The following is a 24,874-nucleotide window of genomic DNA, read 5'->3' as shown; positions in this document are numbered from 1 at the left end:
GTCCCGATGCGCCGGACGATGACGGGGCCCCTGGTGGGGCCCGCCGTGCTGCTGGCCGCGGCCCTGCTGGCCGCCTGTTCCGGCAAGGAGGCCGACAAGCCGAAGCCGCCCCCTTCCGAGGTCTCGGTCCAGGTCGTCCAGACCCAGACCGTGCCGGTGGTCTACGCGTTCGTGGGACAGACCGAGAGCTCGCAGCAGGTCGAGATCCGGGCCCGCGTCAACGGCTTCCTCGAGCGTCGGATCTACACCGAAGGCGCCTTCGTCAAGGCCGGCGAGGTCATGTTCCTGATGGACGCCAAGCCCTTCGAGGCCAGCCTGAAGGCCGCCCGGGCCGAGCTGGCGCAGCAGCAGGCGCGCCTCGCCACCGCGCGCGCCAACCTCGCGCGCGTGAAGCCGCTGGTGGCGGACGATGCGCTGGCCGTCAAGGACCTCGACGACGCCACCGGCCAGGAGCAGGCCGCGGCGGCGGCGGTCGAAGCCGCGTCGGCCAAGGTCACCGACGCCCAGCTGAACCTGGGCTACGTGACCATCACCTCGCCGGTGGCCGGCATCTCGTCCTTCGCCAAGGTCCAGGACGGCGCCTATGTCAGCGCGGCCAACAGCCTGCTCACCTACGTTGCGAAGCTCGATCCGATGCGGGTCAACTTCAGCCTGTCGGAGAACGAGTCGCTGCGCGTCCAGGAGGAGATCGCCAAGGGCCAGCTCGTGAAGGCGCCGAACGACGACTATGGGGTCGAGCTGCTGCTGGCCGACGGATCGACCTTCCCGGCCCGTGGCCGCGTCACTTTCGCCGATGCGGCCTTCAGCCAGGAGACCGGCACTTTCCTGCTGCGCGCCGAGCTGCCCAATCCGCGGGGCCAGCTGCGTCCCGGCCAGTTCGTGCGCGTCAAGGTGTCCGGCTTCACGCGGCCGAACTCGATCGTGGTGCCGCAGCGCGCGGTGCAGCAGGGCCCGCGCGGCCAGTTCGTCTGGACCGCCGACGGCGAGGGCAAGGTGATCCAGCGGCCGGTCGAGGCCGGCGACTGGCTCGGCGACCAGTGGCTCGTGACCAGCGGCCTCAAGAACGGCGAGCGCGTGGTGGTCGACGGCTTCATGCGGCTGGCGCCCGGGGTGGTGGTGAGCGCCAAGGAAGTGCCGGCCGAACCGCTGCCCGCGCCGAAGCCGTTGCTGGCCCCGTCGATGTCGCTGCCTTCGGTGTCGGCCGCATTGCCCGCCATCGGCGCCGCCGCCGCGCCGGCGATGCCGTCCGCCGCCGCGCCCGCCGCCGCATCCGGCGCCGCCGACAAGGATGCCGTCTACTTCGAGCGTGGCCGCGCCGTGCTCGACGCCACCGGCCGCGCGCGGCTGCTGGGCGTGGCCGCGACGCTGAAGTCCCGTCCCGCCTTGCGCGCCGAGGTCCAGGGCTACGTCGATGCCAGCGGCGACGCCGCCGCCAACAAGACGCTGGCCCGCGACCGGGCGCAGACCGTGCGCGACGCGCTGGTCGCCGCCGGCGTGGCGCCCGGGCGCATCTTGCTGCAGGCACCGCCCAACCTGGTGGGTGCCGATTCGCCTGCGCTGGCACGCCGGGTCGACGTCGTGCTGGCGGAGGCACGATGAAGTTCGCGCACTTCTTCATCGACCGCCCGATCTTCGCCTCGGTCATCTCGATCATCATCGTGCTGGCCGGCGCGGTGGCGATGCTGAATCTGCCGATCGCGCAGTTCCCCGACATCACGCCGCCGCAGATCTCGGTCAGCGCCACCTACCCGGGCGCCAGTTCGGAGGTGGTGTCGCAGAACGTGGCGGCGCCGATCGAGCAGCAGGTCAACGGCGCCGACCGCATGATGTACATGAACTCGACCTCGAGTTCGACCGGCAACATGACGCTGTCGGTCTATTTCGAGATCGGCACCGACCCGTCGCTGGCCCAGGTCGACGTCCAGAACCGGGTCAACCTGGCGCTGCCCACGCTGCCTTCGGCGGTCAGCAGCCAGGGCGTCTCGGTGGCCAAGAAGTCGCAGGCCTTCATGATGATCGTGGCGATCTATTCGCCCGACGACAGCCACGACCCGACCTACATCGCGAACTACGCCAACATCAACGTGCTGGACGCGATCAAGCGGGTGCCGGGGGCCAACCAGAGCTCGATCTTCGGCTCACCCGACTACGCGATGCGCCTGTGGCTCAAGCCCGACCGCATGGCCGGCCTCGGGCTGACGGCCTCCGACGTGCAGCGGGCGGTGGCGGCGCAGAACCAGCAGTACGCCGCCGGCCGGCTTGGCGCCTCGCCCACCGCGACGCCGGTGCAGCAGACCATTCCGGTCACGACCTCGGGCCGCATGACCGAGCCCTCGCAGTTCGACGACATCATCCTGCGCGCCCAGCAGGGCACCGGCGCCATCGTCCGGGTCAAGGACATCGGCCGCGCCGAGCTGGGCGCCAAGGACTATTCGATCCGCTCCAAGTACAACGGCAAGACCGCCACCCTGATCGCGATCTACCAGCAGCCGGGCGCCAACGCGCTGCAGGTCGCGACCGACGTCAAGAAGCTGCTCGGCGAGCTGAAGCCCACCTTCCCGGAAGGCCTGGACTACGACATCGCGCTCGACACCACCGACTTCGTGCGCGAGTCGATCAGCGAAGTGGTCCACACCTTCGTCGAGGCGGTGGTGCTGGTGGTGCTGGTCGTCTTCCTGTTCCTGCAGAGCTTCCGCGCCACGCTGGTGCCGATCCTGGCGGTGCCGGTGTCGATCCTCGGGGCCTTCATCGGCATGACCGCGATGGGCTTCTCGATCAACATGCTGACCCTGTTCGGCATGGTGCTGGCGATCGGCATCGTGGTCGACGACGCCATCGTGGTGGTCGAGAACGTCGAGCGCAACATGGCCGAGTTCGGGCTCGGCCCGAAGGAGGCCGCGAAGAAGGCGATGGACGAAGTCAGCGGCCCGGTGGTGGCCATCGTGCTGGTGCTGTGCGCGGTGTTCATCCCGGTGGCCTTCCTGTCGGGCATCACGGGCCAGCTCTACAAGCAGTTCGCGATCACGATCGCGGTGTCGGTGGTGTTCTCGGGCCTGGTGGCGCTGACCTTGTCGCCGGCGCTGGCGGCCATCCTGTTGAAGCCGCCGACGCCGGGCGAGCACGAGAAGAAGGGCTTCTTCGGCTGGTTCAACCGGCGCTTCGAGCGCCTCACCGAGGGCTACACCTCGACCACCCGGCTGGCGATCCGGCGCGTGGGCTTCTCGCTGCTGCTGATCGCCGGCATGATCGCGATCATGCTCGGGCTCTTCAAGCGGGTGCCGTCGACCTTCCTGCCGGTCGAGGACCAGGGCTACATCTTTACCGCGGCGATCATGCCCGACGCCGCCAGCCTCGACCGCACCGAGGCGGCCACCGACCGTGCCCAGCAGTGGTTCAGCCAGCAGCCGGCGGTGCAGTCGGTGGCGTCGGTGCCCGGCTTCAGCCTGATCGACTCGCAGCTCAAGTCCAACGCGGGCGTGCTCTTCGTGGCGCTCAAGGGCTTCGCCGAGCGGCAGGCGCCGGGCGACCGGGCCGACGCGCTGATCCGCGACGCCACGGCCGAATTCTCGACCTTCAAGGAGGGCGTGATGGTGCCGGTCAATCCGCCGTCGATCCCGGGGCTGGGCACCACCGGCGGCTTCGAGTTCTGGGTCCAGAGCGAGGGCGACGCCAGCCTGCAGAGGGTCGAGGAGGTGACGCGCGAAATCATCGCCAAGGCGCGCCAGCGGCCCGAGCTGCGCGGCGTCAACTCGACCATCAACACCCGCTCGCGGCAGCTGCTGGTCGACGTCGACCGCGACAAGACCGAGAGCCTGGGGGTGTCGGTGGACGAGGTCTATTCCACGCTGCAGACGCTGTTCGGCTCGCTCTACGTGAGCCAGTTCCCGAAGAACAGCCGGCTGTTCCAGGTCATCCTGCAGGCCGAGCCCGACTACCGCACCCGGCCGGACGACCTGCAGAACATGTTCGTGCGCAACCACGACGGCAAGATGGTGCCGCTGAAGGCCGTGGCCACCACCCGCTACGTGACCGGCGCCGACATCGTCACGCGCTTCAACAATTTCACGGCTGCCAAGATCACGGGCGATGCCGCCGAGGGCTACAGCTCGGGCCAGGCGCTGGACGCCATGGAGGCGCTGGCCAGGGAGGTGCTGCCGCAGGGCTTTTCGTTCGCCTGGTCCGGGCAGTCCTACGAAGAGCGCAAGGCCGGCTCGACGGCCGGCATGGTGTTCGCCTTCGCGCTCGTGATGGTGTTCCTGATCCTGGCCGCGCAGTACGAGAAGTGGACGCTGCCGCTCGGCGTGCTGCTGGCCGTGCCCTTCGCGCTGTTCGGCGCCATCGCCGCGATCTGGCTGCGCGGCATCCAGAACGACGTCTATTTCCAGATCGGCCTGACGGTGCTGATCGCGCTGGCGGCCAAGAACGCGATCCTGATCTTCGAGTTCGCGGTCGAGCTGCGCCACAAGGAGGGGCTGTCGGCCTACCACGCGGCGGTCGGCGCCGCCAAGCTGCGGCTGCGGCCGATCATCATGACCTCGCTGGCCTTCATCCTCGGCTGCATCCCGCTGGCCATCGCCAGCGGCGCCTCGGCCGCCAGCCGGCAGTCGCTGGGCACCGGCGTGATCGGCGGCATGCTCGGCGCGACCCTGATCGCGATCTTCTTCATCCCGATGTTCTTCTGGGGCTTCGAGACGCTCGGCGATCGCGCGGCGGCCAGGAAGCCGACCTCCGTTCCGGCCGGGCCCGCGGCGCCCGAAGCTGGGGGAGCCACCGATGCCCCGCACTGACAGCCTCCCCATCGGCCGCGCCGGCGCCGCCCTCGGGCTGGCGGCGCTGCTGGCCGGCTGCACGCTGGGCCCGGACTACAAGCGGCCGGAACTGGACATGCCGGCCCAGTTCCGCGGGGCCAGCCCGCCGACCGCGGCCGAGCTCGCCCTGGCCGACTCGGCCTGGTGGCGCCAGTTCGGCGACCCCGCGCTCGACGCGTTGATCGCCGAAGGCCTTCGCAACAACCTGGACCTGGTGGCGGCCGCCGCGCGGGTCGAGCAGTTCTACGGCGCGCTCGGCAGCACGCGCGCGCCGCTGTTTCCGCAGCTCGGCGCCGACGCGGCCGGCAGCCGGACCCGGGCGAGCGAGCAGACGATCAGCCCGGCGCCGTCGAACAACCCCTACGACGCAGCCCAGGTCACGCTGCTCGCGAGCTGGGAAATCGACCTGTTCGGGCGCACCCGGCGGCTGACCGAGGCGGCCGCCGCCGACCTGCAGGCCAGCGAAGCCTTCCGGCGCGGCACCGTGCTGTCGGTGGTGGCGGCGGTCACCACCGGCTATGTGCGGCTGCGCGAGCAGGACCGCGAGCTCGAGGTCGCGCGCAGCACGCTGGGGCTGCGCACCGATTCGCTCAGGCTGTTCGAGCGCCGCTTCAAGGGCGGCGTGGTGTCGCAGGTCGAGGTCAGCCAGGCCCGCTCGGAATACGCCACCGCGCTGCGCGCCGTGCCGGTGCTGCTGCAGGCCATCGTCGAACAGGAAAACGCGCTGTCGGTGCTGATCGGGCGCGACCCCGGGCCGGTCGCGCGCGGGCGCAGCATCGATGCGCTGGCGGCGCCCGCCGTGCCCGGGGGGCTGCCGTCCGAACTGCTCGACCGGCGCCCCGACATCCTGCAGGCCGAGCAGACGCTGGTCGCCGCCAATGCGCGCATCGGCGCCGCCAAGGCGGCGTACTTTCCGACCATTTCCCTGACCGGCGCCTTCGGCCAGGCCAGCCGCTCGCTGTCCGACCTGTGGGGTGGCCCGGCGCGGGTCTGGACGTATGGGGCCGACGTCAGCCTGCCGATCTTCACCGCCGGCGCCATCGCCGGCCAGGTGGCGAGCGCCGAGGCCGGGCAGCGCGCGGCGCTGGCCCAGTACCGCAAGACCGTGCAGGCGGCCTTCGGTGAAACCGCGGACGCGCTCGCCGGCATCGGCAACTCGCGCGAGTCGCTGGACGCCCAGCAGATCCAGGTCACGGCGCTGATCAACTACGCGCGGCTGGCGCGCAAGCGCTTCGAAGGCGGCTACACCAGCTACCTGGAGGTGATCGACGCCGAGCGCAGCCTGTTCACCGCCCAGGTGCAGCTGGCGCAGTCGCAGGGCGACGTGCTGCTGCGGGCGGCGGCGCTCTACAAGGCGCTGGGCGGTGGCTGGGTGGACCTGGCGAACCAGGATGCGCCGCAGCCGGCGGTGCGGCTGAGCGAACGGCCGCCGCTGGTGCCCTGAGGGCGGGTGCGAGGCCGAAGAGAAGTGTTGGTGGAGAGGATGAGGATCGAACTCACGACCTCCGCATTGCGAACGCGGCGCTCTCCCAGCTGAGCTACCCCCCCAACGCAGAGAGAATTCTAACCAGAACCGGCGCCGGTTTGCACGGCGGCGTGGCGGCCGTGCCAAGATGCGCGCCTCGCACACCCTGGAGCAGACCTGATGGCCTCGTACGATCCCGCCTGGCTGGACCGCATGTACAACAACCGCGCACTGGTGCCCGACCACCCGGCCTACTTCGAGCGCTGGGCGGCGGAATCCGCCGCGACCCGCGCCGCGCAGCCTTGCCATGTCGACCTGCGCTACGGCGACGGCGCGGGCGAAACGCTCGACCTGTTCCCGGCGCCGGTGCCCGATGCGCCGGTGCTGGTCTTCATCCACGGCGGCTATTGGCGCGCGCTCGACAAGAGCGAGCATTCATTCATCGCGCGCCCCTTCAACGACCGCGGCGTCTGCGTCGTGGTGCCCAACTACGCGCTGTGTCCGGGCACGCCGGAGCAGCCGGTCGGCATCGACCACATCGCCCTGCAGATGGTGCAGGCGCTGGCCTGGACCTGGCGCCACGTCGCGGCGCATGGCGGCGATCCGGCGCGCATCACGGTCTCGGGCCACTCCGCCGGCGGGCACCTGGCGGCGATGCTGCTCGCGTGCGACTGGCAGGCGGTGGCGCCCGACCTGCCCCCGCAACTGGTGCGCAACGCGCTGTCGATCTCGGGCGTGCACGACCTGCGGCCGCTGCAGCATGCGCCCTTCATCGCCGACACGCTGGGGCTGGACGCTGCCGAAGCCCGGCGCCTGAGTCCGGCGCTGTGGCCGGCGCCGGCGCGGGGGCGGCTCTGGGCGGTCGCCGGCGGCGACGAGAGCGAGGAGTTCCGGCGCCAGAACGCGCTGATCCGCGATGCCTGGGGGTCGCGGACCGTGCCGGTGTGCGAACTGATGCCGGGGCGCAACCATTTCAGCGTCCTGGATGCGCTGGCCGAGCCGGCGCACCGGCTGCACCAGCTCGCGGCGCAGCTGCTGGAGGCCTGAGCCGGGCCGGCGCCGGGCCGCCCCAAGACGGCCCGCGGCCCCCTCGGGGGGCAGCGCCCCACACGAAGTGGGGAAGCGTGGGGGCCCGCGTGCCTACATCAGCAGGTGTTCGCCGGCGTTGTCGCCGCCCAGCGTGACGTAGTTGACGCGACGGATGTCCATCAGCTTGCGCCCGCCGGCATAGCTGATCGAGCTCTGGATGTCCTGCTCCATCTCGACCAGCGAGTCGGCCAGCTTGCCCTTGATCGGCTCGAGGATGCGCTTGCCCTCGACGTGCTTGTATTCGCCCTTGTTGAAGTCGCTGGCCGAGCCGTAGTACTCCTTGAAGAGGGCGCCGTCGACCTCGACCGTCTTGCCGGGCGACTCTTCGTGGCCCGCGAACAGCGAGCCGATCATCACCATCGAGGCGCCGAAGCGGATGCTCTTGGCGATGTCGCCATGGTCGCGGATGCCGCCGTCGGCGATGATCGGCTTGGTCGCGACGCGGGCGCACCACTTCAGCGCCGACAGCTGCCAGCCGCCGGTGCCGAAGCCGGTCTTGAGCTTGGTGATGCAGACCTTGCCCGGTCCGATGCCGACCTTGGTGGCGTCGGCGCCCCAGTTCTCGAGGTCGATCACGGCCTCGGGCGTGCCGACGTTGCCGGCGATCACGAAGCTCTTGGGCAGCTTCTTCTTCAGGTAGCCGATCATGTTCTTGACGCTGTCGGCATGGCCGTGCGCGATGTCGATCGTGATGTATTCGGGCGCCAGGCCGGCGGCGACCATCTGGTCGACCGTGTCGTAGTCGGGCTTCTTGACGCCCAGCGAGATCGAGGCGAACACGCCCTGGGCGTGCATGTCCTTGACGAACTGGAGGTTGTCGAGGTCGAAACGGTGCATCACGTAGAAGTAGCCGTTCTTCGCCAGCCAGGTGCAGATGGTCTCGTCGACCACCGTCTTCATGTTGGCCGGCACCGTCGGGATGCGAAAGCTGCGCCCGCCCAGCGTGACGCTGGCGTCGCACTCCGAGCGGCTTTCCACCACGCATTTGCGGGGCAGCAAGAGGATGTTGTCGTAGTCGAAAATCTGCATACCAAGCTCCTTTGTGTAAGGTGAATGAGCGCTTGGTCCGGCCGGTTTTCGAGCTGTTCGCACTGCAGGACGCAGCGTGCAACGGGCACAAAAAACCGGGCGCAAGAAACTTGGGCCCGGTGACTGATTTTACGCGCCTGTCGGCGCTCAGGCCTTGCGCAACTTCGTATAACCCCGATACGCAGGGCTTTCTACAATCGACGGATGTTCACCGACCTCGCAGCCGCCGCCGATTCGCCGTTGCTCCACAACCTCAACCCCGAGCAGCTGGCCGCCGTCACCCTGCCGGCCGGCAACGCCCTGATCCTGGCCGGCGCCGGTTCCGGCAAGACCCGGGTGCTCACCACCCGGATCGCCTGGCTGATGCAGACCGGGCAGGTGTCGCCGGGCGGCATCCTGGCCGTCACCTTCACCAACAAGGCGGCCAAGGAAATGATGACCCGGCTGGGCGCCATGCTGCCGGTCAATGTGCGCGGCATGTGGATCGGCACCTTCCACGGCCTGTGCAACCGCTTCCTGCGCGCCCACTGGAAGCTCGCCAACCTGCCGTCGACCTTCCAGATCCTCGACACCCAGGACCAGCTCTCGGCCATCAAGCGGCTGATGAAGCAGTTCAACGTCGACGACGAGCGCTTTCCGGCCAAGCAGACGCAATGGTTCATCGCCGGCGCCAAGGAAGACGGCCTGCGCCCCCGCGACGTCGAGGTCCGCAGCGACGACGACCGCAAGAAGGTCGAGCTCTACCAGCTCTACGAGGAGCAGTGCCAGCGCGAGGGCGTGGTCGACTTCGGCGAGCTGATGCTGCGCAGCTACGAGCTGCTGCGCGACAACGACCCGGTGCGCGAGCACTACCAGCGGCGCTTCCGCCACATCCTGATCGACGAGTTCCAGGACACCAACCGGCTGCAGTACGCCTGGATCAAGATGCTCGCCGGCCGCACGGCCGAGGGCCGCTTCACGCCGGGCGACAACAGCGTGATCGCGGTCGGCGACGACGACCAGAGCATCTATGCCTTCCGTGGCGCGCGGGTGGGCAACATGGCCGATTTCGTGCGCGAGTTCGACGTCTCGCACCAGATCAAGCTCGAGCAGAACTACCGCAGCTACAGCAACATCCTCGATTCGGCCAATGCGCTGATCAGCCACAACACCAAGCGCCTGGGCAAGAGCCTGCGCACCGACCAGGGGCCCGGCGAGCCGGTGCGGGTCTACGAATCCACCAGCGATTTCGCCGAGGCGCAGTGGATGGTCGAGGAGATGCGCCAGCTGGTGCGCGACGGCTTCGACCGCAAGGAGATGGCCGTGCTCTACCGCAGCAATGCGCAGAGCCGCGTGATCGAAACGGCGCTCTTCAACGCCTCCGTGCCGTACCGGGTCTATGGCGGGCTGCGCTTCTTCGAGCGGGCCGAGATCAAGCACGCGCTGGCCTACCTGCGGCTGCTCGAGAACAAGGACGACGACACCAGCTTCCTGCGGATCGTCAATTTCCCGCCGCGCGGCATCGGCGCGCGCAGCATCGAGCAGCTGCAGGACGCGGCCCGTGCAGCCGGCCGATCGATGCACGACGCGGTGAGCGCGGTCGGCGGCAAGGCGGGCGGCAACCTGACGGCCTTCGTGGCGAAGATCGACGTGCTGCGCGAGCAGACCCAGGGCCTGTCGCTGCGCGAGATCATCGAGCTGGTGCTCGACCACAGCGGCCTGATCGAGCACTACAAGGCCGACCGCGAAGGCGCCGACCGGATCGAGAACCTGGAAGAACTGGTCAACGCGGCCGAGAGCTTCGTGACCCAGGAGGGTTTCGGCCGCGACGCGGTGGCGCTGCCGGTCGACGAGCTGCGCCAGTCGCCGGCCAGCCAGGGGCTGGACCCGAACCGGCCGGTGCTCGACGAGCCGCTGGCGCCTGACGCCGAGACCGGCGAGACCCTGAGCCCGCTGGCCGCCTTTTTGACCCACGCGGCGCTGGAATCGGGCGACAACCAGGCCCAGGCCGGCCAGGACGCCGTGCAGCTGATGACCGTGCACGCGGCCAAGGGGCTCGAGTTCGACTGCGTGTTCATCACCGGCATGGAAGAGGGCCTGTTCCCGCACGAGAACTCGATGAGCGACAACGAGAGCCTCGAGGAAGAACGGCGCCTCATGTATGTGGCCATCACGCGGGCCCGCAAGCGGCTCTACATGAGCCACTCGCAGACCCGGATGCTGCACGGCCAGACCCGCTACAACCTCAAGAGCCGCTTTTTCGACGAGCTGCCCGAAGGCGCCCTCAAGTGGCTGACGCCCAAGAACCAGGGCTTCGCGCCCTCGGCCTTCGGCTATGGCGGCGGCTACGCGACCACGCGCGGCGGCGCGGGCGGCTTCAGCAAGGATTCGTTCGCCAGCCCCCCGGTGCCGCCGCAGAAGGCCGCGCCGTCGCACGGCTTGCGCTCGGGCATGCAGGTGTTCCACACCAAGTTCGGCGAGGGCACGGTGACGGCGCTCGAAGGCAGTGGCGACGATGCGCGGGCGCAGGTGAATTTCCCGCGCCATGGCATCAAGTGGCTGGCGCTCAGCGTCGCCAAGCTCACGCCGGTGCCCTGAATCCGCGCGGCGCTCAGGTCTCGATCGAGCGAACCTTCTGTCGATGGACGCCGTACTTGCAGAGATACACGACGCTCAGGAAGAGCACCCACACGCTGGCCGAGATGACCCCGACATTCCAGAACTCGGTGTCCATGCCCATGGTGACCAGCACAGCGACGAGGAGGAAGATGCCGAGGTACTGAAGCCAGGGAAACAAGGGCGCGCGCACCACGGCGCGGGCGCCGCCGGCGGCCTCCCTGCGCTTGCGGAAGGACAGGTGGCTCAACAGGATGATCAGCCAGACCAGGATGCCGCCGCCCAGGGCCACGCCGAACAGGTAGCCGTAGGCCACCGGGCTGAACACGCTGGTCAGCACGGCGATGCCCACGCCCACGCTGGAGATCAGGATCGCCGCCACCGGCGTCCCGCTGGGGCTCAGCTTGCCCAGCCCGGCCGGGGCGAAGCCACCACGCGCCAGCGAGAAGAGCATGCGCGAGCACAGGTAGAGGTTGGCATTCATGCTCGACAGGGCCGCGCTGATCAGCACGAAGTTCATCGCCGCGGCGGCGTACTTGAAATCGAAGAAGGCAAAGACCTTCACGAAGGGGCTTTGCGAGACCTCCTTGGCGCCGGTTTCGGTCCAGGGCACGACGGCCAGCATGATGCCGAGCGACAGCACGTAGAACAGGACCAGCCGCACGAGCATGGTGCGCATGGCGCGCGGCACGGCGGTGGCCGGGTCGGCCGCTTCGCCGGCGGTCACGGCGATGATCTCGATGCCGTAGAAGGAGAAGATGGCGATCAGCACCCCCATCCAGACGCCCCAGAAGCCGTGCGGCAGGAAGCCGTCGTGGGCCGTGTAGTGGCTGAATCCCGTCCCCGGCCCGCCGATGCCGAAGACCACCGCCAGGCCGAAGACGATGAAGGCGCAGATCGCGAAGACCTTCACGGCCGAGAGCCAGTACTCCAGCGTGCCGAAGGTGGCGACCGACCGCATGTTGGCGTAGACGATTGCGAAGCCGAAGCCGGTGGTCCACATCCACACCGGAATGTCCGGGAACCAGAAAGTCATGTAGAGCCCGATGGCCACCGCCTCGCCGCCGATCGCGATCGACTGCGCGGCCCAGTAGGTGAAACGGACGATGAAGCCGGACCAGCGGTTCAGGTAGAGCTCCGCATAGGTGCCGAAGGAACCGGCGGTGGGATGGGTCACCGCCATTTCCGACAGGCTGTACATCATGATCAGCGCGATCGCGGCGGCCACCAGATAGCTCAGCAGCACGCCCGGCCCGGCATAGCCGATGGCGATGCCGCTGCCCATGAAGAGGCCGGTGCCGATGGCGCCGCCCAAGCCGATCATGGTGAGCTGGCGCTGGGTCAGAGTGCGGGCCAGGCCTTGTTCCCGGTCCATGATTTTTCCGTCATCGTTCATCGCTTGTCTCCCTGGGTGGTTGTGGTGGCTCAAGTCGTCACGTTCGGGGCCCCTCGGGAAGCCGTGCCGGCAGGCTGACTTCCAGCAGTTCGAGTCCGGCCGCGGCGCTGAAGCGGTAGTCGGCGCCGGCCGGCAGCACGCAGCTGTCGCCGGCGGCCAGGGCGTGCTGGCCGAGGGCCTGGCTGCCCAGTTCGCAGCGGCCCGCCAGCACGAAGAGGAACAGGAACTCGCCGCCGTGCGCACCCGACGTGCCGAGCACGGCGGCGTCGGGCGCCGCCGCCGCCGGGACGGCCGCGGGCCGCAGCACCCGGACCCCGCCCAGGCCCTCGGTGGCCCACGCGATGCCGGTGTCGCGGGCTTCGAAGCCGGGCAGCCGCGAGGGCCCCCAGGACGCCGTGGCGGCGATGTGGCGGACGAACTTCTGCGCCTGGTACAGCCGCTGTGGCAGGCAGGCGCCGGTGGGCAGCGCCATCTCGGGGTCGCCGTGGGTCTCGTGGATGGCGGGGCAGCCGATCTCCACGACCTCGGCCCCGCTCGACGATTCGAGCACTCGGTGGCGGATCTCGGGTGGCTGCAGCACGCAATCGCCGGCGTTCAGGATGAAGGGCTCGCCCTGGTCCTCGTAGACCAGCCGGACCCAGCCCGCCTTGCAGAAGATCACTTGGAACCGGACCCGGTGGTAGTGCACGTAGTCCGGCACCGGACCGCCCGCTGGAAGGAGGATGTGGGAGGCCACGAAGCGCCCGTTCAGGCGCGAGGGGATCAGGTCGCGGTAGAGCATGCCGGCGCGGCCGACCCCCCAGCTTTCGGGCCCCCCGAGCCGAGTGAGCACGAATTCCTGGACCCCCGGCGGAATGGCGACCGGGGCGTGGGCGTCGACCAGGTCCACCACCAGGCCGTCCGGTCCGTGCAGTTGCGCGGGCGTGCCGGCGGGCAGCAGGGCCGGCTTGCAGAGCAGGCGCAGATGGGCCGGGTCCGGCGCGCCGTCGGTGGCCGTCTCGAGCCGCAGGGTGCAGCCGTGGGCGCGCAGCACCGCGACGCTCGGCGCCTCCGAGGGCATGATCAGCCGGACCTTGAAGCCGAGCCGGCTGGTGAGGAATTCGAGCGAGGCGCCGAGGTCCGTGCAGCGCAGCACGAGCTGGGCCGCATCGATGGCCGGGGCGAGCGAAATGGAAGACATGCGTGAGGGTTTCCTGAAAGGGTCGAGGTGTTTGATCCGAGGCAAGGCGACGCATCGGATCCAATGCTAGGAAGGGCCCTCGGCCGGGCGTGTAAGGCGCTTGACGGCCGGGTGCGCTTTGGCCCCCCTGAAAACCCGAGAGCCGGTGCGCGACCCCGGATTCCGCCCGCACCATGTCGACCATGCCCGCCACGCTTCCCCCTTCCTCGCCGCCACGGGACGGCCCGCCGGTCTCGGCCTGGCTGACCGCCCTGGACTTCGAGTGGAGCGAGCTCACCCGCGGCTATCGCCCGCAGGCGGTCGCCAACAACGCCTTGCTGTTCGGCCAGGGGCTGCCGCTGGATGCGGTGTACGTGGTGCAGGCCGGCCGGCTGCGGCTGACCGGCGATTCGGTGGACGGCAGGAAGCGCCACCTGATGATCATCGGCGCCAACGGACTGGCCGGGGACTGCGGCCTGTTCCTGGACGGCGGCCGCTACCTGGTGTCCGCGGAGGCCGCGACGGCGGCCGTCGTCTGGGCGCTCCCGGCGGCGGCCGTGGCGGCCGCGCTGCAGCGCTCGCCGGTCCTGATGCGCCAATATGCGGCCCTGTCGGCCCTGCGCTACCGCATCATGCTGCAGCACCATGCCTTGCAGGGCGCCAATTCCGCCGGGCGACGGGTTTGCCACCATCTGCTCGGCCTGATGGGCAGCTATGGCACTCCGCATCGCGACGGCACCCTGATCTCGGTCGCCTTCACCAAACAGGAGATGGGCGACCTGTGCGGCCTCTCGCGGGTCAGCGTGTCGCAGATCCTCGGCCGGCTGGCCCGGCAGGGCGTGGTGGCCGAGGCGGGCCGGCACGTGGTGGTGCTGGCGCCGGACCGGCTGGCGGCCGTGGCCCAGACCTGACTATTCGGCCTGGAAGCTGTCGCGGAAGGTGAACCAGGTGCTGGTGAAGAACATCGCGGCCATCACTAGCGCGCCGGCGATCATCATGGCGCCGCCGATCGCCGCGGCACCGTCGCCGGCACCCATCGCACCCACCGCCACCAGCAGGCTGGCGAGCAGGCTCAGCACGATGCCGGCGCCGATGAAGACGCCGACCCAGGCCAGGCCGAAGACGGTGAGGGCGCCGAAGTTCTTGAAGCAGGCCACGAAGCTGAAGAACAGGCTCTTGGCCGGCGGCACCCGGTGCCAGTGGACCAGCGCCGGCGCGTGCCAGAAAGCCAGCGAGAGCGGCAGGTAGAGCCCCATGGCGATCCACAAGGCCACCTGGAATTCGGTCGATTCCGCCAGCTCGCGGGTGAGCGGGCCGCCGAGCAGGTAGACGCGGGCGAACTGGCCGCCGTCGGCCAGGGCCGAGATTGCCATGACGCCGAGGAACAGGCCGGCATACAGCGCGCCCAGCACCGCCATCGGCCGCACGTCCGTGCGCACCGCGTTCAGGGCGGCCAGGAAGACGGTGCCGGCGGCCGGCTTGTCGGGCCCGGCGGCCTGCTGCGCCGCCGCCATGAGCCCGAGCGTCATCGTCGGCAGCAGCATCAGCGCGATCGCGGCGCCGACCAGCGGCAGCTGGGAGGCGATCGAGACCAGCGCCATGAAGAAGAAGAACAGCGAGATGAAGGCCAGCGGCTGCCGGGCGAAGGCCTTGAGCCCGCTGCGGACCCACAGCACGCCGGTACGGGCCGGCACGAGATTGAGTTTCATCGGATCCGGTCAGGCGGCCAGCGCGTCGGCGCCGGTCGCAAATTCGAAGGTGGCGTGGGCGCGCTGGCGCAGCACGCGCTCGAAATGGGTGGGGTCGTGGGCCTTGAGCATGCTGGCTTCGCGCGGCAGGTGGAAGTCCCACAGGCGCGAGATCCAGAAGCGCAGCGCCGCGGCCCGCAGCATCGCCGGCAGCAGCGCCCGCTCGGGCGCCGTCAGCGGCCGGACGGTGCCGTAGGCGGCCAGCAGGGCATCGGCCCGGGCCGCATCGTGGCGGCCGCTGCCGAGGTCGATCGCCCAGTCGTTCAGGCAGACGGCGAGATCGAACAGCCAGCTGTCGGCGCCGGCGAAATAGAAATCGAAAACCCCGGTCAGGCGTGGTGCGTCGGCGCTGGCGTGGGTGTCGAACATCGCGTTGTCGCGGAACAGGTCGGCGTGCACCGGCCCGCGCGGCAGCGCCGCATAGGCCGAGGACTCGGCCACGTGGTTCTGGTAGGCCAGCTCGCTGCGCAGCAGCGCGGCCTGGGCGGCGTCCAGGTGGGGCAGCACCACCGGCATGGTGTCGTTCCACCAGGCCAGGCCGCGCAGGTTGGGCTGGATGCGGGGGTAGTCGCGGGCCGCCAGGTGCATGCGGGCCAGCAGCCGGCCGAGCTCGGCGCAATGGGCGGCCGAGGGTGCCAGTTCGCTCTTGCCGTTCAGGCGCTGGACCACCGCCGCCGGCTTGCCTGCCACCGTGTGCAGCAACTCGCAGGGGGCGTTGGCGGGGATCGACAGCGGGTGGCCCTGGGGCGGCGCCACGGCCGGGTCGGCCACCGGCTCGGGCACCGGGATGCCGCGCGCCGCCAGGTGCTTCATCAGGCAGAGGTAGTAAGGCAGCTGCTCGGCGCCCAGGCGCTCGAACAGGGTGAGAACGTATTCGCCGGATTCGGTGCTGGCGAAGTAGTTGGTGTTCTCGATGCCGCCCTCGATGCCCTTGAGGGCGGTCAGGGCGCCCAGGCCGAGGCGGCGGACGAGCGCGTCTGCCTCGTCGAATCCGACTTCCGTGAAAACCGCCACTGCGCGCTCAGAACTTGAAGACGTTCCACCAGACCCGGGAGCCGCCGTCGCTCGCGTTGGAGTCGGACTGGCCCTGGCTGCGGCCGCGATCGTCGGCGTTGGGCATGACCTGGTAGGCCGGCGCGTTGTTCTTGGGCTTGACCGTGATGTCCTGGGTCTGGCCGCCGACGCGGAGTTCGTCGATGGTGGCGCCGCTGTCCTCGACGTGGATGCGCTCAATCTTCTGGTTCTGGCGGCCGGCCGCCTTGTCCGGGTCGGGCTGCGCCTGGGCGGGCGCCGGGGCCGCGGGCTGCGGGTTTTGCGCGAAAACGACGGCGGCGGGCGCGGCGCAGGCCAGCGCGAGCAGTGCCAGGCGGACCAGGGGCATGGAAGAAGACATGGATGAGATTGTAGGTCCGGGCCCGGTTCGGAGATAGCCACGGGACGCTATCTTTTCGGCCTTCCCGGGGCGCCCGCGCGGCACGGCAAAATGGCCCGATGACCGACAAGAAAACGCTGCTGCTCGTGGACGGATCGAGCTACCTCTATCGCGCCTTCCACGCCATGCCCGATCTGCGCGCCGTCCCGGGCGACAACGGCAGCCCCGCCACCGGGGCCATCCGCGGAATGATCAACATGATGCAGGCCTTGCGGCGCGAGGTGCGGGCCGACTATGCCGCCTGCGTCTTCGATGCGCCCGGAAAGACCTTCCGCGACGACTGGTATCCCGACTACAAGGCCAACCGCTCGCCGATGCCGGACGACCTGCGCAGCCAGGTCGAGCCGATCCACCGCGTGGTGCGGATGCTCGGCTGGCCGGTGCTGACCGTGCCCGAGGTCGAGGCCGACGACGTGATCGGCACGCTGGCGCGCACCGCCGCCAGCCAGGGCATCGAGGTGATCGTCTCCAGCGGCGACAAGGACCTGAGCCAGCTGGTGGACGAGCACGTCACGATCATCGACACCATGAACGGCAAGAAGCGCGACGTGGCCGGCGTGACGGCCGAATTCGGCGTGCCGCCGAGCCTGATGATCGACTACCAGACGCTGGTCGGCGATACCGTCGACAACGTGCCGGGCGTGCCGAAGGTCGGCCCCAAGACGGCGGCCAAGTGGCTGCTCGAATACGGCTCGCTCGACGCCCTGATCGCGCGCGCGGCCGAGGTCAAGGGCCAGGCCGGCGAGAACCTGCGCCAGGCCCTCGACTGGCTGCCCCAGGGCCGCCGGCTGGTCACGATCCGCACCGACTGCGAGCTGGGCGAGCATGTGGCCGGCCTGCCGGCGCTGGACGCGATCGCGATCGGCCCGCAGCAGGTCGACGCGCTCAAGGATTTCTACGAGCAGTACGGCTTCAAGAGCCTGGTCAAGACGCTCGAGGCGCACGCCGTGCCGCCCGAGCTGATCGAGGAAAACAAGAAGCGCGGCGGCCCCGAGGCGAACGGCGACCTGTTCAGCGACCCGGCCCAGGCGGCGGCCGAAAAGGTCAGCAACCTGGCCTACGACACGGTCATGACCTGGGAGGCCTTCGACACGTGGCTGGCGAAGATCGAGGCCGCCGAGCTGGTCGCGCTCGACACCGAGACCACCTCGCTCGACGAGATGCGCGCCGAGATCGTCGGCCTGAGCTTCAGCGTCGAGCCAGGCGCGGCGGCCTACATCCCGGTGGCCCACGACTACCCCGACGCGCCGGCGCAGCTGCCGCGCGACGAGGTGCTCGCCAGGCTCAAGCCCTGGCTCGAGAACGGAGCGAAGAAGAAGCTGGGCCAGCACGTCAAGTACGACCGCCACGTGTTCGCCAACCATGGCATCGAGGTGCAGGGCTACGCCCACGACACCATGCTGCAGAGCTATGTGCTCGAAGTGCACAAGCCGCACGGCCTGGCCAGCCTGGCCGAGCGGCACCTGGGCCGCAGCGGCATCGACTACGAGGACCTGTGCGGCAAGGGCGCGCACCAGATCTCGTTCAGCCAGGTCGCCATCGACAAGGCGGCCGAGTATTCGTGCGAGGACTCCGACCAGACGCTGGACGTGCACCGGGTGCTCTGGCCGAAGCTCGAGGCCGACGGGAAACTGCGCTTCGTCTACGAACTCGAAATGGCCAGCAGCGAGACGCTCTACCGCATCGAGCGCAACGGCGTGCTGATCGACGCGCCGACCCTGGCGTCGCAGAGCAACGAACTCGGCAAGCGCATCATGGCGCTCGAGGAGGAGGCCTACGCGCTGGCGGGCCAGCCTTTCAACCTCGGTTCTCCGAAGCAGATCGGCGAGGTGTTCTTCACCAAGCTCGGCCTGCCGGTGATCAAGAAGACGCCGAGCGGCGCGCCCAGCACCGACGAGGAGGTGCTCGAGAAGCTGGCCGAGGACTTCCCGCTGCCGGCGAAGATCCTCGAGCACCGCGGGCTGTCCAAGCTCAAGGGCACCTACACCGACAAGCTGGGCCTCCTGGCCCATCCGCGCAGCGGCCGCGTCCACACGCACTATGCGCAGGCGGTGGCGGTGACCGGGCGGCTGTCGAGCAACGACCCGAACCTGCAGAACATCCCGATCCGCACCCCCGAGGGCCGGCGCGTGCGCGAAGCCTTCGTGGCGCCCGCGGGCCGTGTCATCGCGAGCTCCGACTACTCGCAGATCGAGCTGCGCATCATGGCCCACATCAGCGGCGACGCATCGCTGCTGCGCGCCTTCACCGAGGGCATCGACGTCCACCGCGCGACCGCGGGCGAGGTCTTCGGCGTGCCGGTCGACCAGGTGTCGAGCGAGCAGCGCCGCTATGCGAAGGTGATCAACTTCGGGCTGATCTACGGCATGAGCAGTTTCGGGCTGGCGCGCAACCTGGGCATCGAGACCAAGGCCGCGGCCTCCTACATCGAGCGCTACTTCGCCCGCTACCCGGGCGTGAAGGTCTACATGGACGAGACCAAGGCGCTGGCCAAGGAAAAGGGCTATGTCGAGACCGTGTTCGGCCGCCGGCTCTACCTGCCCGAGATCAACTCGCCCAACGGCCCGCGCCGCGGCGGTGCCGAGCGCGCCGCGATCAACGCCCCGATGCAGGGCACGGCGGCCGACCTGATCAAGCTCAGCATGGTCAAGGTGCAGCAGGTGCTCGATGCCGAGCAGCGCGGCACGAAGATGATCATGCAGGTGCACGACGAACTGGTCTTCGAGGTGCCCGAGGAAGAGGTCGAGTGGGTCCGCACCGAAGTCCCGCGCCTGATGGCGGGCGTGGCCGACCTCAAGGTGCCGCTGCTGGCCGAAATCGGCTTTGGACCCAACTGGGACAAGGCCCATTGAGAAACCCCAAGGAAGACAAGAACCCGATGAAACGCTCCGCTCTCGCCACCTTCGCGCTCTGCGCCGTCTGCGCCGCCTGGATGGGCAGCGCGTGCGCGGCCCCCGATGCACGCATCGCCGCGCTGGCCGCCAAGGAAAAGCCCGCGCTGCTGCAGACCTTGAACCAGCTGGTCTCGATCGAATCCGGCAGCCGCGATCTCGAAGGGCTCGACAAGATTGCCAACCTGATCGCGGACAGGTTCCGTGCGCTCGGCGGCCAGGTCGAGCTGATCGATCCCTCGGCCGACGCCTACCGCATGGAAGACACGCCCGAGAAGATCGGCAAGGTCGTGCGGGCGACCTTCAAGGGCACCGGCAGCAAGAAGATCATGCTGATCGCGCACATGGACACGGTCTACCAGATCGGCATGCTGAACAAGCAGCCGTTCCGCATCGAGGGCGACAAGGCCTACGGCCTGGGCATCGCCGACGACAAGCAGGGCATCGCCGTGATCGCCCACACGCTGGCGCTGCTGAAGGCGATGGACTTCAAGGAGTACGGCACGCTGACCGTGCTGATCAACGGCGACGAGGAGATCAGCTCGCCCGGCGCGCGCAAGCTCATCACGCAGCTGGGTGGCGAGCACGACGTCGTGATGTCCTACGAAGGCGCCTACATCCACGGCGACAAGCTGTCGCTGGCCACCGCGGGCATCGCCTCCGTCACCTTGAACGTCACCGGCAAGGCCTCGCATGCGGGCTCGGCGCCCGAGCTGGGCGTGAATGCGCTGTACGAACTGTCGCACCAGATCCTGCAGATGCGCGACCTGTCCGACCCGGCGACCGGTCTCAAGATGAACTGGACCATCTCGCGCTCGGGCAGCAACCGCAACGTGATCCCGGCCAGCGCCTCGGCGGGCGCCGACGTGCGGGTGCTCAGGGTCGCGGACTACGACCGCATCGAGCAGCAGGTGCAGGAGCGGGTGAAGAAGCAGCTCGTGCCGGAGGCCAAGGTCGAGCTGAAGTTCGAGCGCCGCCGGCCGCCGCTCGAGGCCAACGACGCCTCGCGGGCGCTGGCGCTGCATGCGCAGCAGATCTACAAGGCGATGGGCCGCGAGCTCGGGGCCGACGACAAGGTCGCCGGCGGCGGCACCGATGCGGCCTTCGCGGCCCTGAAGACCAAGGCGGCGGTGGTCGAGCGCTTCGGCCTGCAGGGCTTCGGCGCCCACTCGGCCGACGCCGAGTACGTGCTGATCGATTCGATCGAGCCGCGGCTGTCGCTGTCGGCGCAGCTGATCATGGACATCTCGCGCGACAAGGTCGCAGCCCCCTGAGCGATCGATGCGCCTGCGCCACATCGAGGTCTTCAACGCCATCATGCTCACCGGCAGCGTGAGCGCCGCGGCGCGGCTCATCAACATCACGCAGCCGGCGGTCAGCCGCACCTTGCAGCATGCCGAGATCCAGCTCGGCTTTCCGCTGTTCCAGCGCGCCAAGGGCCGGCTCACGGCCACCACCGAGGCACTGGCCCTCTATCCGCACATCGAGCGCCTGTTCGCGCAGCTCGACGAGGTGCAGCGGCTGGCGGCCAACCTGCGCACGGCGAGCGATGCGGGCGAACTCCGTGTCCTGAGCGTGCTGGCCTTGAGCTACGAGGTGCTGCCGCGGGCCCTGAAGCGCTTCCGCGAGCAGCATCCGTCGATCATGGTGACGCTGGAGTCGCTGCATTCGCCGCAGATCATGTCGGCGCTGCTGCGCCAGGAGGCCGACGTCGGCTTCGCGTTCAGTCCGGCGGTCCATCCCTCGCTGACGCAGGAGGCGCTGGCCGACAGCCGCATGGTCTGCATCGCCCCGAAGGGCATGCTGCCGCGGGCCCTGCTGCGCAACGGCTCGGTGGCCCTGCACGACCTGGTCACGTTGCCGGTGGTCGGGCTCGACAGCCGCGACCCGGTGGGCACCAGCCTGAGCCAGGCCTGCCGGCAGGCGGGCGTGGGCTTCCAGCAGGCGGTGGTCACGGTGCAGACCTACCATGCGGCGCTGGCGATGGCGCACCACGGCCTGGGCGTGGCGCTGGTCGACGGCTGCACCGCGCATTCGGCCGATCGCGCCAAGGTCGACGTGCTGACGCTCGAGCCGCACATCCCGGTGCCGGTCCGCGCGCTGCGCTTCGCCGGCCGGCCTGACTCGGTCGCGGTGCGCAGCATCACGCGCTTCATGCGCGAGGCGATCGAGGAGATGAAGGGGGGCGCATGAGCCGACCACCCGAGCGCCTGACTTCGTTCTTCCACAGCGGCGACGCGATGCGCAGTCGAAGCGTGAGCGATGTCGTGCTGTGGGGCCGGCTCGAACTGCCCGCGCCGCCCGCGCGCCTGGTCGCCGATTGGGAGCGCGAGGTCGCTTCGCACCTGGCACTGGCGCCCGGCGACGTCGAGCCCCTGCCGCTGGCACGGGCGCGTGCCCGCTGGCCGGACCACAGGCGCTGCGTGCAGGCCATGGCCGACTGGACCCGCACGCTCGGGCTCGCCGAGGTGCTGGCCAGCAGCGAGCTGGCCCTGATGGCCTGCCGGGGCGCGAGGTACCACCACGACGGAGAGCAGTATGGCGGGGCCGCCTTCTGCAATCTCTTCGTGAGCGAGGACAAGGGCCTGGACCTGCACTTCCCGGTGGCGGGCCACCGGATCCCGCTGGCCCGGGGGACGGCGGTGGTGTTCGACACCGGCCAGCCGCACGCCGTGATCCGGCGCCATGGCGGCGGCTTCGACCCGGCCGACTTCGCGCCCGACAAGGACTGCACCCAGGTGTTCCTGACCTGGGAGCTGCCGATCGAAGACCTGCACGTGGCACGCGTGCTCCGGGTGGCCTTCGACACCGATCCCGCCGCCGCGCAGGGGATCGACGAAGGGCAGCTCCGGCTGGCGGGCGAACGGGCCGTGGTGTGCCCCGAGTCCGGCCGCTGGCGCCGGCCCCTCTGAGCGCGCCCTCAGCGCCCCGAGATCCGCGCCCAGGCGGCCCGCAGGCGGCGCGCGCGGTCTTCGAACAGGTACGAGCCCGCCAGCGCCAGCAGCCCCGAAATGAGCCCTGTCACGAGCGCCTCGGCGTAGGGGATGTCGTAGTGATTGGCATGCGAGTAGGCGTCTCCCAGCGCGGTCAGGCAGCCGACCACCAGCGCATTGCCGTAGCGATTGGCGTAGAGCCTGGCCGCCGGCGTGAAGCTCAGGAGCACGGCCAGGAGGCCGGTCGCCAGGCCGGTCTGCAGCGCGGTCGCCCAGTGCGCCGCACTCATCAGATTGCCCCAGCTCCCCGGCATGCAGCTCATGCAGGCCGAGGTGGGTTGCCAGAAGCGCTGGATGAACAGCCTGGCGCGGCGCTTCCAGTCGGTCGAGATCATGCGGGCCCCCGTCGAGGCCTCAGATGATCGCACGGAAGACGACGGCGAACTCTTCGCACACGAGAAGCATCCGGGCGCCGGGCTCGACGCCGATGCGCCGGCACTCGCGGCCGAAGTACGCCGTGTGCGCCTTCTGCCAGTCCTCCAGGGACTTGTCGCCTTCGCCTTCCCTGGCGGCGAAGGCTTCGGTGACTTCATCGAACGGAACCACGGCCAGCCCTGTGGTCTCGATGACGCACAGCGGCGTTCCCCGCCAGTCCGTGACCACGCTCAGGCTGCCGACCGCGGGCGGCCGGCGCTTCTCGTCCTCGAAGGATGCGAGCAGGGTCGCGGTGGCGCGCTTGGTGCCCGCCAGCACCAGCGCGGCCAGTTCGTCGGCGAGCGCTTCGGTGTCGCCGAAATGGAAGGCCTCGCAGAAGCGCGGTGTCGGGTCGACAGCGGCCGATGCCCGGAAGCTGTCCCAGAAGGGCTGGATCTCCTGTGGGATGCTGATGGGCATCGGTGTCGACCTCGTGTCATCCAGGCCGAATCAGCTCGGCCGCCCGCTCGGCCGAGCCAAAGGCCAGCGTGAACCCCAGCGCCCCGTGCCCGGTGTTGAACACCATGTTCGAGGGGGCGCCCGCGAGCCGCCCGACGATCGGCACGCCGGTCGGCGTGGCCGGCCGCATGCCGGTCCAGGGCTGCAGCGCGTCGAGCCGGCCGGCGCGCGGAAACACGGCGCGCGTGGCCTCGGCCAGGGCCTCGATGCGCTGGGCCGGAATGCTGGCGTCGTGGCCGACGAGCTCGGCCATGCCGGCCACCCGCAGGCGCGAGCCGATGCGCGCGAACACCACCTTGCGGGCGCTGTCGGTGACGCTCACCCGCGGCGCCGCATCCGGTGCCGGATCGACCTCGACCGTGATGCTGTAACCCTTGAGCGGGTAGACCGGCAGGTAGGCGCCGAGCTGGCGCCCGAGCCGGTGCGAGGCCGTGCCCAGCGCCATCACGAAGGCATCGGCCTCGACGTCGCCGGCGGCGGCGTGCACTGCCGCCACCCGGCCGGCGCGGGCATCGAAGCCGGTGATCTCGGTGTCGAGCATGAAGCGCACGCCGCGCGCGCGCAGGACCCGCAGCAGCTCCGTGCAGACCTTGAGGCAGTCGGCCGCGCATTCGCTGGGCGTGTGGACGGCGCCGGCGATCCGCGCCTGGTAGCTGGCCAGCGCCGGCTCGATGGCGATGCACTCGTCGGCCGTGACCAGGCGCTGCTGGCTGCCCATGGCACGCTGCAGTTCGAGCTGCCGCTGGGCGCCGGCCAGCGACGCCGCGCCGGCGTAGAGCACCAGCTTGCCGGTGGCCGAGAAATCGCAGTCGGGCGCCACGTCGGCGCGCATGGCCTCGAAGGCGGCGCGGCTGCGTGCCGCGAGCGCCAGCAGGCTGGCTGTGCTCGCGTGCGAGGTGCGGGCGTTGCAGGCCGCCAGGAAGGCCAGCGCCCAGCGCCACTGCAGCGGGTCGAGCTGCGGGCGCAGCTTGAGCGGGGAGGAGGGCGACAGCAGCAGCCTGGGCAACTGCTTCCAGATCGACGGGTCGGCCAGCGGCTGGACGTAGGAATAGCTCAGCTGCGCGCCATTGCCGCCGCTCGCGCCGGCGCCGGGCGCGGCGCGGTCGATCACGCTGACCTGGAAACCCTGGCGGTTCAGCTGCCAGGCGGTCGCCAGGCCGACGATGCCGGCCCCGAGCACGCAGACGTGCATGACGCTTTCCTCTCGCTTTTGTTTGGGAAGGCTCGACTCTAGGTTCGCGCCGGTGCGCCGGGAAATGCCAAAAGCGCCGCAGCCCATAGCCAAAGCACATGGCATGCCCAGCCCATAACTTTTGGTCATGCCCCGGCGCACAAAAGGAATTGTGACCGGCGCGTGAATGATTCCTACACTTGCTTACCTTCAATCCGCCGAAAG

At 69.7% G+C, this 24,874-nt stretch carries 19 protein-coding genes and 1 tRNA gene; 10 read left to right on the top strand and 10 right to left on the bottom strand.

Annotated elements, in window-relative coordinates; genetic code table 11:
- Window positions 1-18 precede the first annotated feature (18 nt).
- From QTI33_RS21440 to QTI33_RS21425, 3 genes are read left to right on the top strand one after another with little or no spacing between them, the layout of a single operon-like run.
- Window positions 19-1,599: an efflux RND transporter periplasmic adaptor subunit gene (locus QTI33_RS21440; protein ID WP_353506348.1), complete on the top strand. Its 1,581-nt coding sequence runs from the start codon at window positions 19-21 to the stop codon at window positions 1,597-1,599.
- A complete protein-coding gene (locus QTI33_RS21430) occupies window positions 1,596-4,787 on the top strand; it encodes an efflux RND transporter permease subunit (RefSeq protein ID WP_286508285.1) in 3,192 nt (1,063 codons plus the stop codon). The genes QTI33_RS21440 and QTI33_RS21430 overlap by 4 nt, the downstream gene beginning before the upstream one ends.
- Window positions 4,774-6,252: an efflux transporter outer membrane subunit gene (locus QTI33_RS21425; RefSeq protein ID WP_286508284.1), complete on the top strand. Its 1,479-nt coding sequence runs from the start codon at window positions 4,774-4,776 to the stop codon at window positions 6,250-6,252. The genes QTI33_RS21430 and QTI33_RS21425 overlap by 14 nt, the downstream gene beginning before the upstream one ends.
- A 28-nt stretch (window positions 6,253-6,280) precedes the next feature.
- Here the strand turns inward: QTI33_RS21425 and QTI33_RS21420 are convergent.
- Window positions 6,281-6,356: transfer RNA gene (locus QTI33_RS21420), tRNA-Ala, on the bottom strand.
- Window positions 6,357-6,453: 97 nt separating this feature from the next.
- Here QTI33_RS21420 and QTI33_RS21415 point away from each other — a divergent pair.
- Window positions 6,454-7,320 carry an alpha/beta hydrolase gene (locus tag QTI33_RS21415; protein ID WP_286508283.1) on the top strand — a complete coding sequence of 289 codons (867 nt, stop codon included), beginning with the start codon at window positions 6,454-6,456 and terminating at the stop codon, window positions 7,318-7,320.
- Window positions 7,321-7,413: 93 nt separating this feature from the next.
- Here QTI33_RS21415 and QTI33_RS21410 read toward each other — a convergent pair whose 3' ends face one another.
- Window positions 7,414-8,391: a GMP reductase gene (locus tag QTI33_RS21410; RefSeq protein WP_286508282.1), complete on the bottom strand. Its 978-nt coding sequence runs from the start codon at window positions 8,389-8,391 to the stop codon at window positions 7,414-7,416.
- 204 nt (window positions 8,392-8,595) lie between these two features.
- Between QTI33_RS21410 and QTI33_RS21405 the strand changes: the two genes are divergently transcribed.
- Window positions 8,596-10,968, top strand: a complete 2,373-nt coding sequence (locus tag QTI33_RS21405; protein WP_286508281.1) for a UvrD-helicase domain-containing protein — start codon at window positions 8,596-8,598, stop codon at window positions 10,966-10,968.
- 13 nt (window positions 10,969-10,981) lie between these two features.
- Here the strand turns inward: QTI33_RS21405 and QTI33_RS21400 are convergent, their stop codons facing one another.
- Window positions 10,982-12,382 (bottom strand): amino acid permease, encoded by a 1,401-nt coding sequence (locus QTI33_RS21400; protein ID WP_286508280.1) that lies wholly within the window; start codon window positions 12,380-12,382, stop codon window positions 10,982-10,984.
- Window positions 12,383-12,419: 37 nt separating this feature from the next.
- Entirely contained in the window at window positions 12,420-13,562 is a 1,143-nt protein-coding gene (locus tag QTI33_RS21395; protein ID WP_286508279.1) for a cupin, read from the bottom strand.
- Between the two features lie 173 nt (window positions 13,563-13,735).
- Between QTI33_RS21395 and QTI33_RS21390 the strand changes: the two genes are divergently transcribed.
- Window positions 13,736-14,452: a Crp/Fnr family transcriptional regulator gene (locus QTI33_RS21390; RefSeq protein ID WP_286508278.1), complete on the top strand. Its 717-nt coding sequence runs from the start codon at window positions 13,736-13,738 to the stop codon at window positions 14,450-14,452.
- On the opposite strand, the gene QTI33_RS21385 is transcribed toward QTI33_RS21390, so the two are convergent.
- The 3 genes from QTI33_RS21385 to QTI33_RS21375 are packed head-to-tail and all read right to left on the bottom strand — an operon-like array spanning window position 14,453 to window position 16,682.
- Window positions 14,453-15,250: a BPSS1780 family membrane protein gene (locus QTI33_RS21385; protein WP_286508277.1), complete on the bottom strand. Its 798-nt coding sequence runs from the start codon at window positions 15,248-15,250 to the stop codon at window positions 14,453-14,455. It abuts the gene before it with no gap.
- Window positions 15,251-15,259: 9 nt separating this feature from the next.
- Entirely contained in the window at window positions 15,260-16,303 is a 1,044-nt protein-coding gene (locus tag QTI33_RS21380) for a homoserine kinase (protein WP_286508276.1), read from the bottom strand.
- A gap of 7 nt (window positions 16,304-16,310) precedes the next feature.
- Complete coding sequence (locus tag QTI33_RS21375) at window positions 16,311-16,682, bottom strand: hypothetical protein (RefSeq protein ID WP_286508275.1); 372 nt, start codon at window positions 16,680-16,682, stop codon at window positions 16,311-16,313.
- Between the two features lie 98 nt (window positions 16,683-16,780).
- On the opposite strand from QTI33_RS21375, the gene polA reads away from it, so the two are divergent.
- Genes polA through QTI33_RS21355 form a run of 4 tightly spaced genes read left to right on the top strand, consistent with a single transcriptional unit; the run spans window position 16,781 to window position 22,524 of the window.
- The gene (gene polA / locus QTI33_RS21370; protein ID WP_286508274.1) at window positions 16,781-19,573 is read left to right on the top strand and encodes a DNA polymerase I; all 2,793 of its coding nucleotides are present in this window, start codon (window positions 16,781-16,783) and stop codon (window positions 19,571-19,573) included.
- Between the two features lie 26 nt (window positions 19,574-19,599).
- Window positions 19,600-20,886, top strand: coding sequence for a M20/M25/M40 family metallo-hydrolase (locus QTI33_RS21365; protein ID WP_286508273.1), 1,287 nt, complete (start codon window positions 19,600-19,602; stop codon window positions 20,884-20,886).
- A gap of 7 nt (window positions 20,887-20,893) precedes the next feature.
- Complete coding sequence (locus tag QTI33_RS21360; RefSeq protein WP_286508272.1) at window positions 20,894-21,805, top strand: LysR family transcriptional regulator; 912 nt, start codon at window positions 20,894-20,896, stop codon at window positions 21,803-21,805.
- Complete coding sequence (locus QTI33_RS21355; protein WP_286508271.1) at window positions 21,802-22,524, top strand: hypothetical protein; 723 nt, start codon at window positions 21,802-21,804, stop codon at window positions 22,522-22,524. The genes QTI33_RS21360 and QTI33_RS21355 overlap by 4 nt, the downstream gene beginning before the upstream one ends.
- 8 nt (window positions 22,525-22,532) lie before the next feature.
- On the opposite strand, the gene QTI33_RS21350 is transcribed toward QTI33_RS21355, so the two are convergent.
- The 3 genes from QTI33_RS21350 to QTI33_RS21340 are packed head-to-tail and all read right to left on the bottom strand — an operon-like array spanning window position 22,533 to window position 24,670.
- Entirely contained in the window at window positions 22,533-22,937 is a 405-nt protein-coding gene (locus tag QTI33_RS21350) for a hypothetical protein (protein ID WP_286508371.1), read from the bottom strand.
- A 22-nt stretch (window positions 22,938-22,959) separates the two neighbouring features.
- Entirely contained in the window at window positions 22,960-23,439 is a 480-nt protein-coding gene (locus QTI33_RS21345) for an ASCH domain-containing protein (RefSeq protein ID WP_286508270.1), read from the bottom strand.
- A gap of 16 nt (window positions 23,440-23,455) precedes the next feature.
- Window positions 23,456-24,670: a D-amino acid dehydrogenase gene (locus QTI33_RS21340; protein ID WP_286508269.1), complete on the bottom strand. Its 1,215-nt coding sequence runs from the start codon at window positions 24,668-24,670 to the stop codon at window positions 23,456-23,458.
- Window positions 24,671-24,874: the final 204 nt, after the last annotated feature.

This window comes from Variovorax davisae, from assembly GCF_030316845.1.
Lineage (GTDB): Bacteria > Pseudomonadota > Gammaproteobacteria > Burkholderiales > Burkholderiaceae_C > Variovorax > Variovorax davisae.
The sequence above is the reverse complement of the archived record's forward strand: the minus strand, read 5'-3'. Positions and strand labels throughout refer to the sequence as shown.

What these genes read in the sequence shown, in the direction of transcription:
- QTI33_RS21405 (WP_286508281.1), top strand. Translation starts at nt 8,596, where the DNA reads ATGTTCACCGACCTCGCAGCCGCCGCCGATTCGCCGTTGCTCCACAAC.
- polA (WP_286508274.1), top strand. Translation starts at nt 16,781, where the DNA reads ATGACCGACAAGAAAACGCTGCTGCTCGTGGACGGATCGAGCTACCTC.
- QTI33_RS21440 (WP_353506348.1), top strand. Translation starts at nt 19, where the DNA reads ATGACGGGGCCCCTGGTGGGGCCCGCCGTGCTGCTGGCCGCGGCCCTG.
- QTI33_RS21410 (WP_286508282.1), bottom strand. Translation starts at nt 8,391, where the DNA reads ATGCAGATTTTCGACTACGACAACATCCTCTTGCTGCCCCGCAAATGC.
- QTI33_RS21415 (WP_286508283.1), top strand. Translation starts at nt 6,454, where the DNA reads ATGGCCTCGTACGATCCCGCCTGGCTGGACCGCATGTACAACAACCGC.
- QTI33_RS21345 (WP_286508270.1), bottom strand. Translation starts at nt 23,439, where the DNA reads ATGCCCATCAGCATCCCACAGGAGATCCAGCCCTTCTGGGACAGCTTC.
- QTI33_RS21355 (WP_286508271.1), top strand. Translation starts at nt 21,802, where the DNA reads ATGAGCCGACCACCCGAGCGCCTGACTTCGTTCTTCCACAGCGGCGAC.
- QTI33_RS21430 (WP_286508285.1), top strand. Translation starts at nt 1,596, where the DNA reads ATGAAGTTCGCGCACTTCTTCATCGACCGCCCGATCTTCGCCTCGGTC.
- QTI33_RS21385 (WP_286508277.1), bottom strand. Translation starts at nt 15,250, where the DNA reads ATGAAACTCAATCTCGTGCCGGCCCGTACCGGCGTGCTGTGGGTCCGC.
- QTI33_RS21395 (WP_286508279.1), bottom strand. Translation starts at nt 13,562, where the DNA reads ATGTCTTCCATTTCGCTCGCCCCGGCCATCGATGCGGCCCAGCTCGTG.
- QTI33_RS21340 (WP_286508269.1), bottom strand. Translation starts at nt 24,670, where the DNA reads ATGCACGTCTGCGTGCTCGGGGCCGGCATCGTCGGCCTGGCGACCGCC.
- QTI33_RS21360 (WP_286508272.1), top strand. Translation starts at nt 20,894, where the DNA reads ATGCGCCTGCGCCACATCGAGGTCTTCAACGCCATCATGCTCACCGGC.
- QTI33_RS21375 (WP_286508275.1), bottom strand. Translation starts at nt 16,682, where the DNA reads ATGTCTTCTTCCATGCCCCTGGTCCGCCTGGCACTGCTCGCGCTGGCC.
- QTI33_RS21365 (WP_286508273.1), top strand. Translation starts at nt 19,600, where the DNA reads ATGAAACGCTCCGCTCTCGCCACCTTCGCGCTCTGCGCCGTCTGCGCC.
- QTI33_RS21425 (WP_286508284.1), top strand. Translation starts at nt 4,774, where the DNA reads ATGCCCCGCACTGACAGCCTCCCCATCGGCCGCGCCGGCGCCGCCCTC.
- QTI33_RS21400 (WP_286508280.1), bottom strand. Translation starts at nt 12,382, where the DNA reads ATGAACGATGACGGAAAAATCATGGACCGGGAACAAGGCCTGGCCCGC.
- QTI33_RS21390 (WP_286508278.1), top strand. Translation starts at nt 13,736, where the DNA reads ATGTCGACCATGCCCGCCACGCTTCCCCCTTCCTCGCCGCCACGGGAC.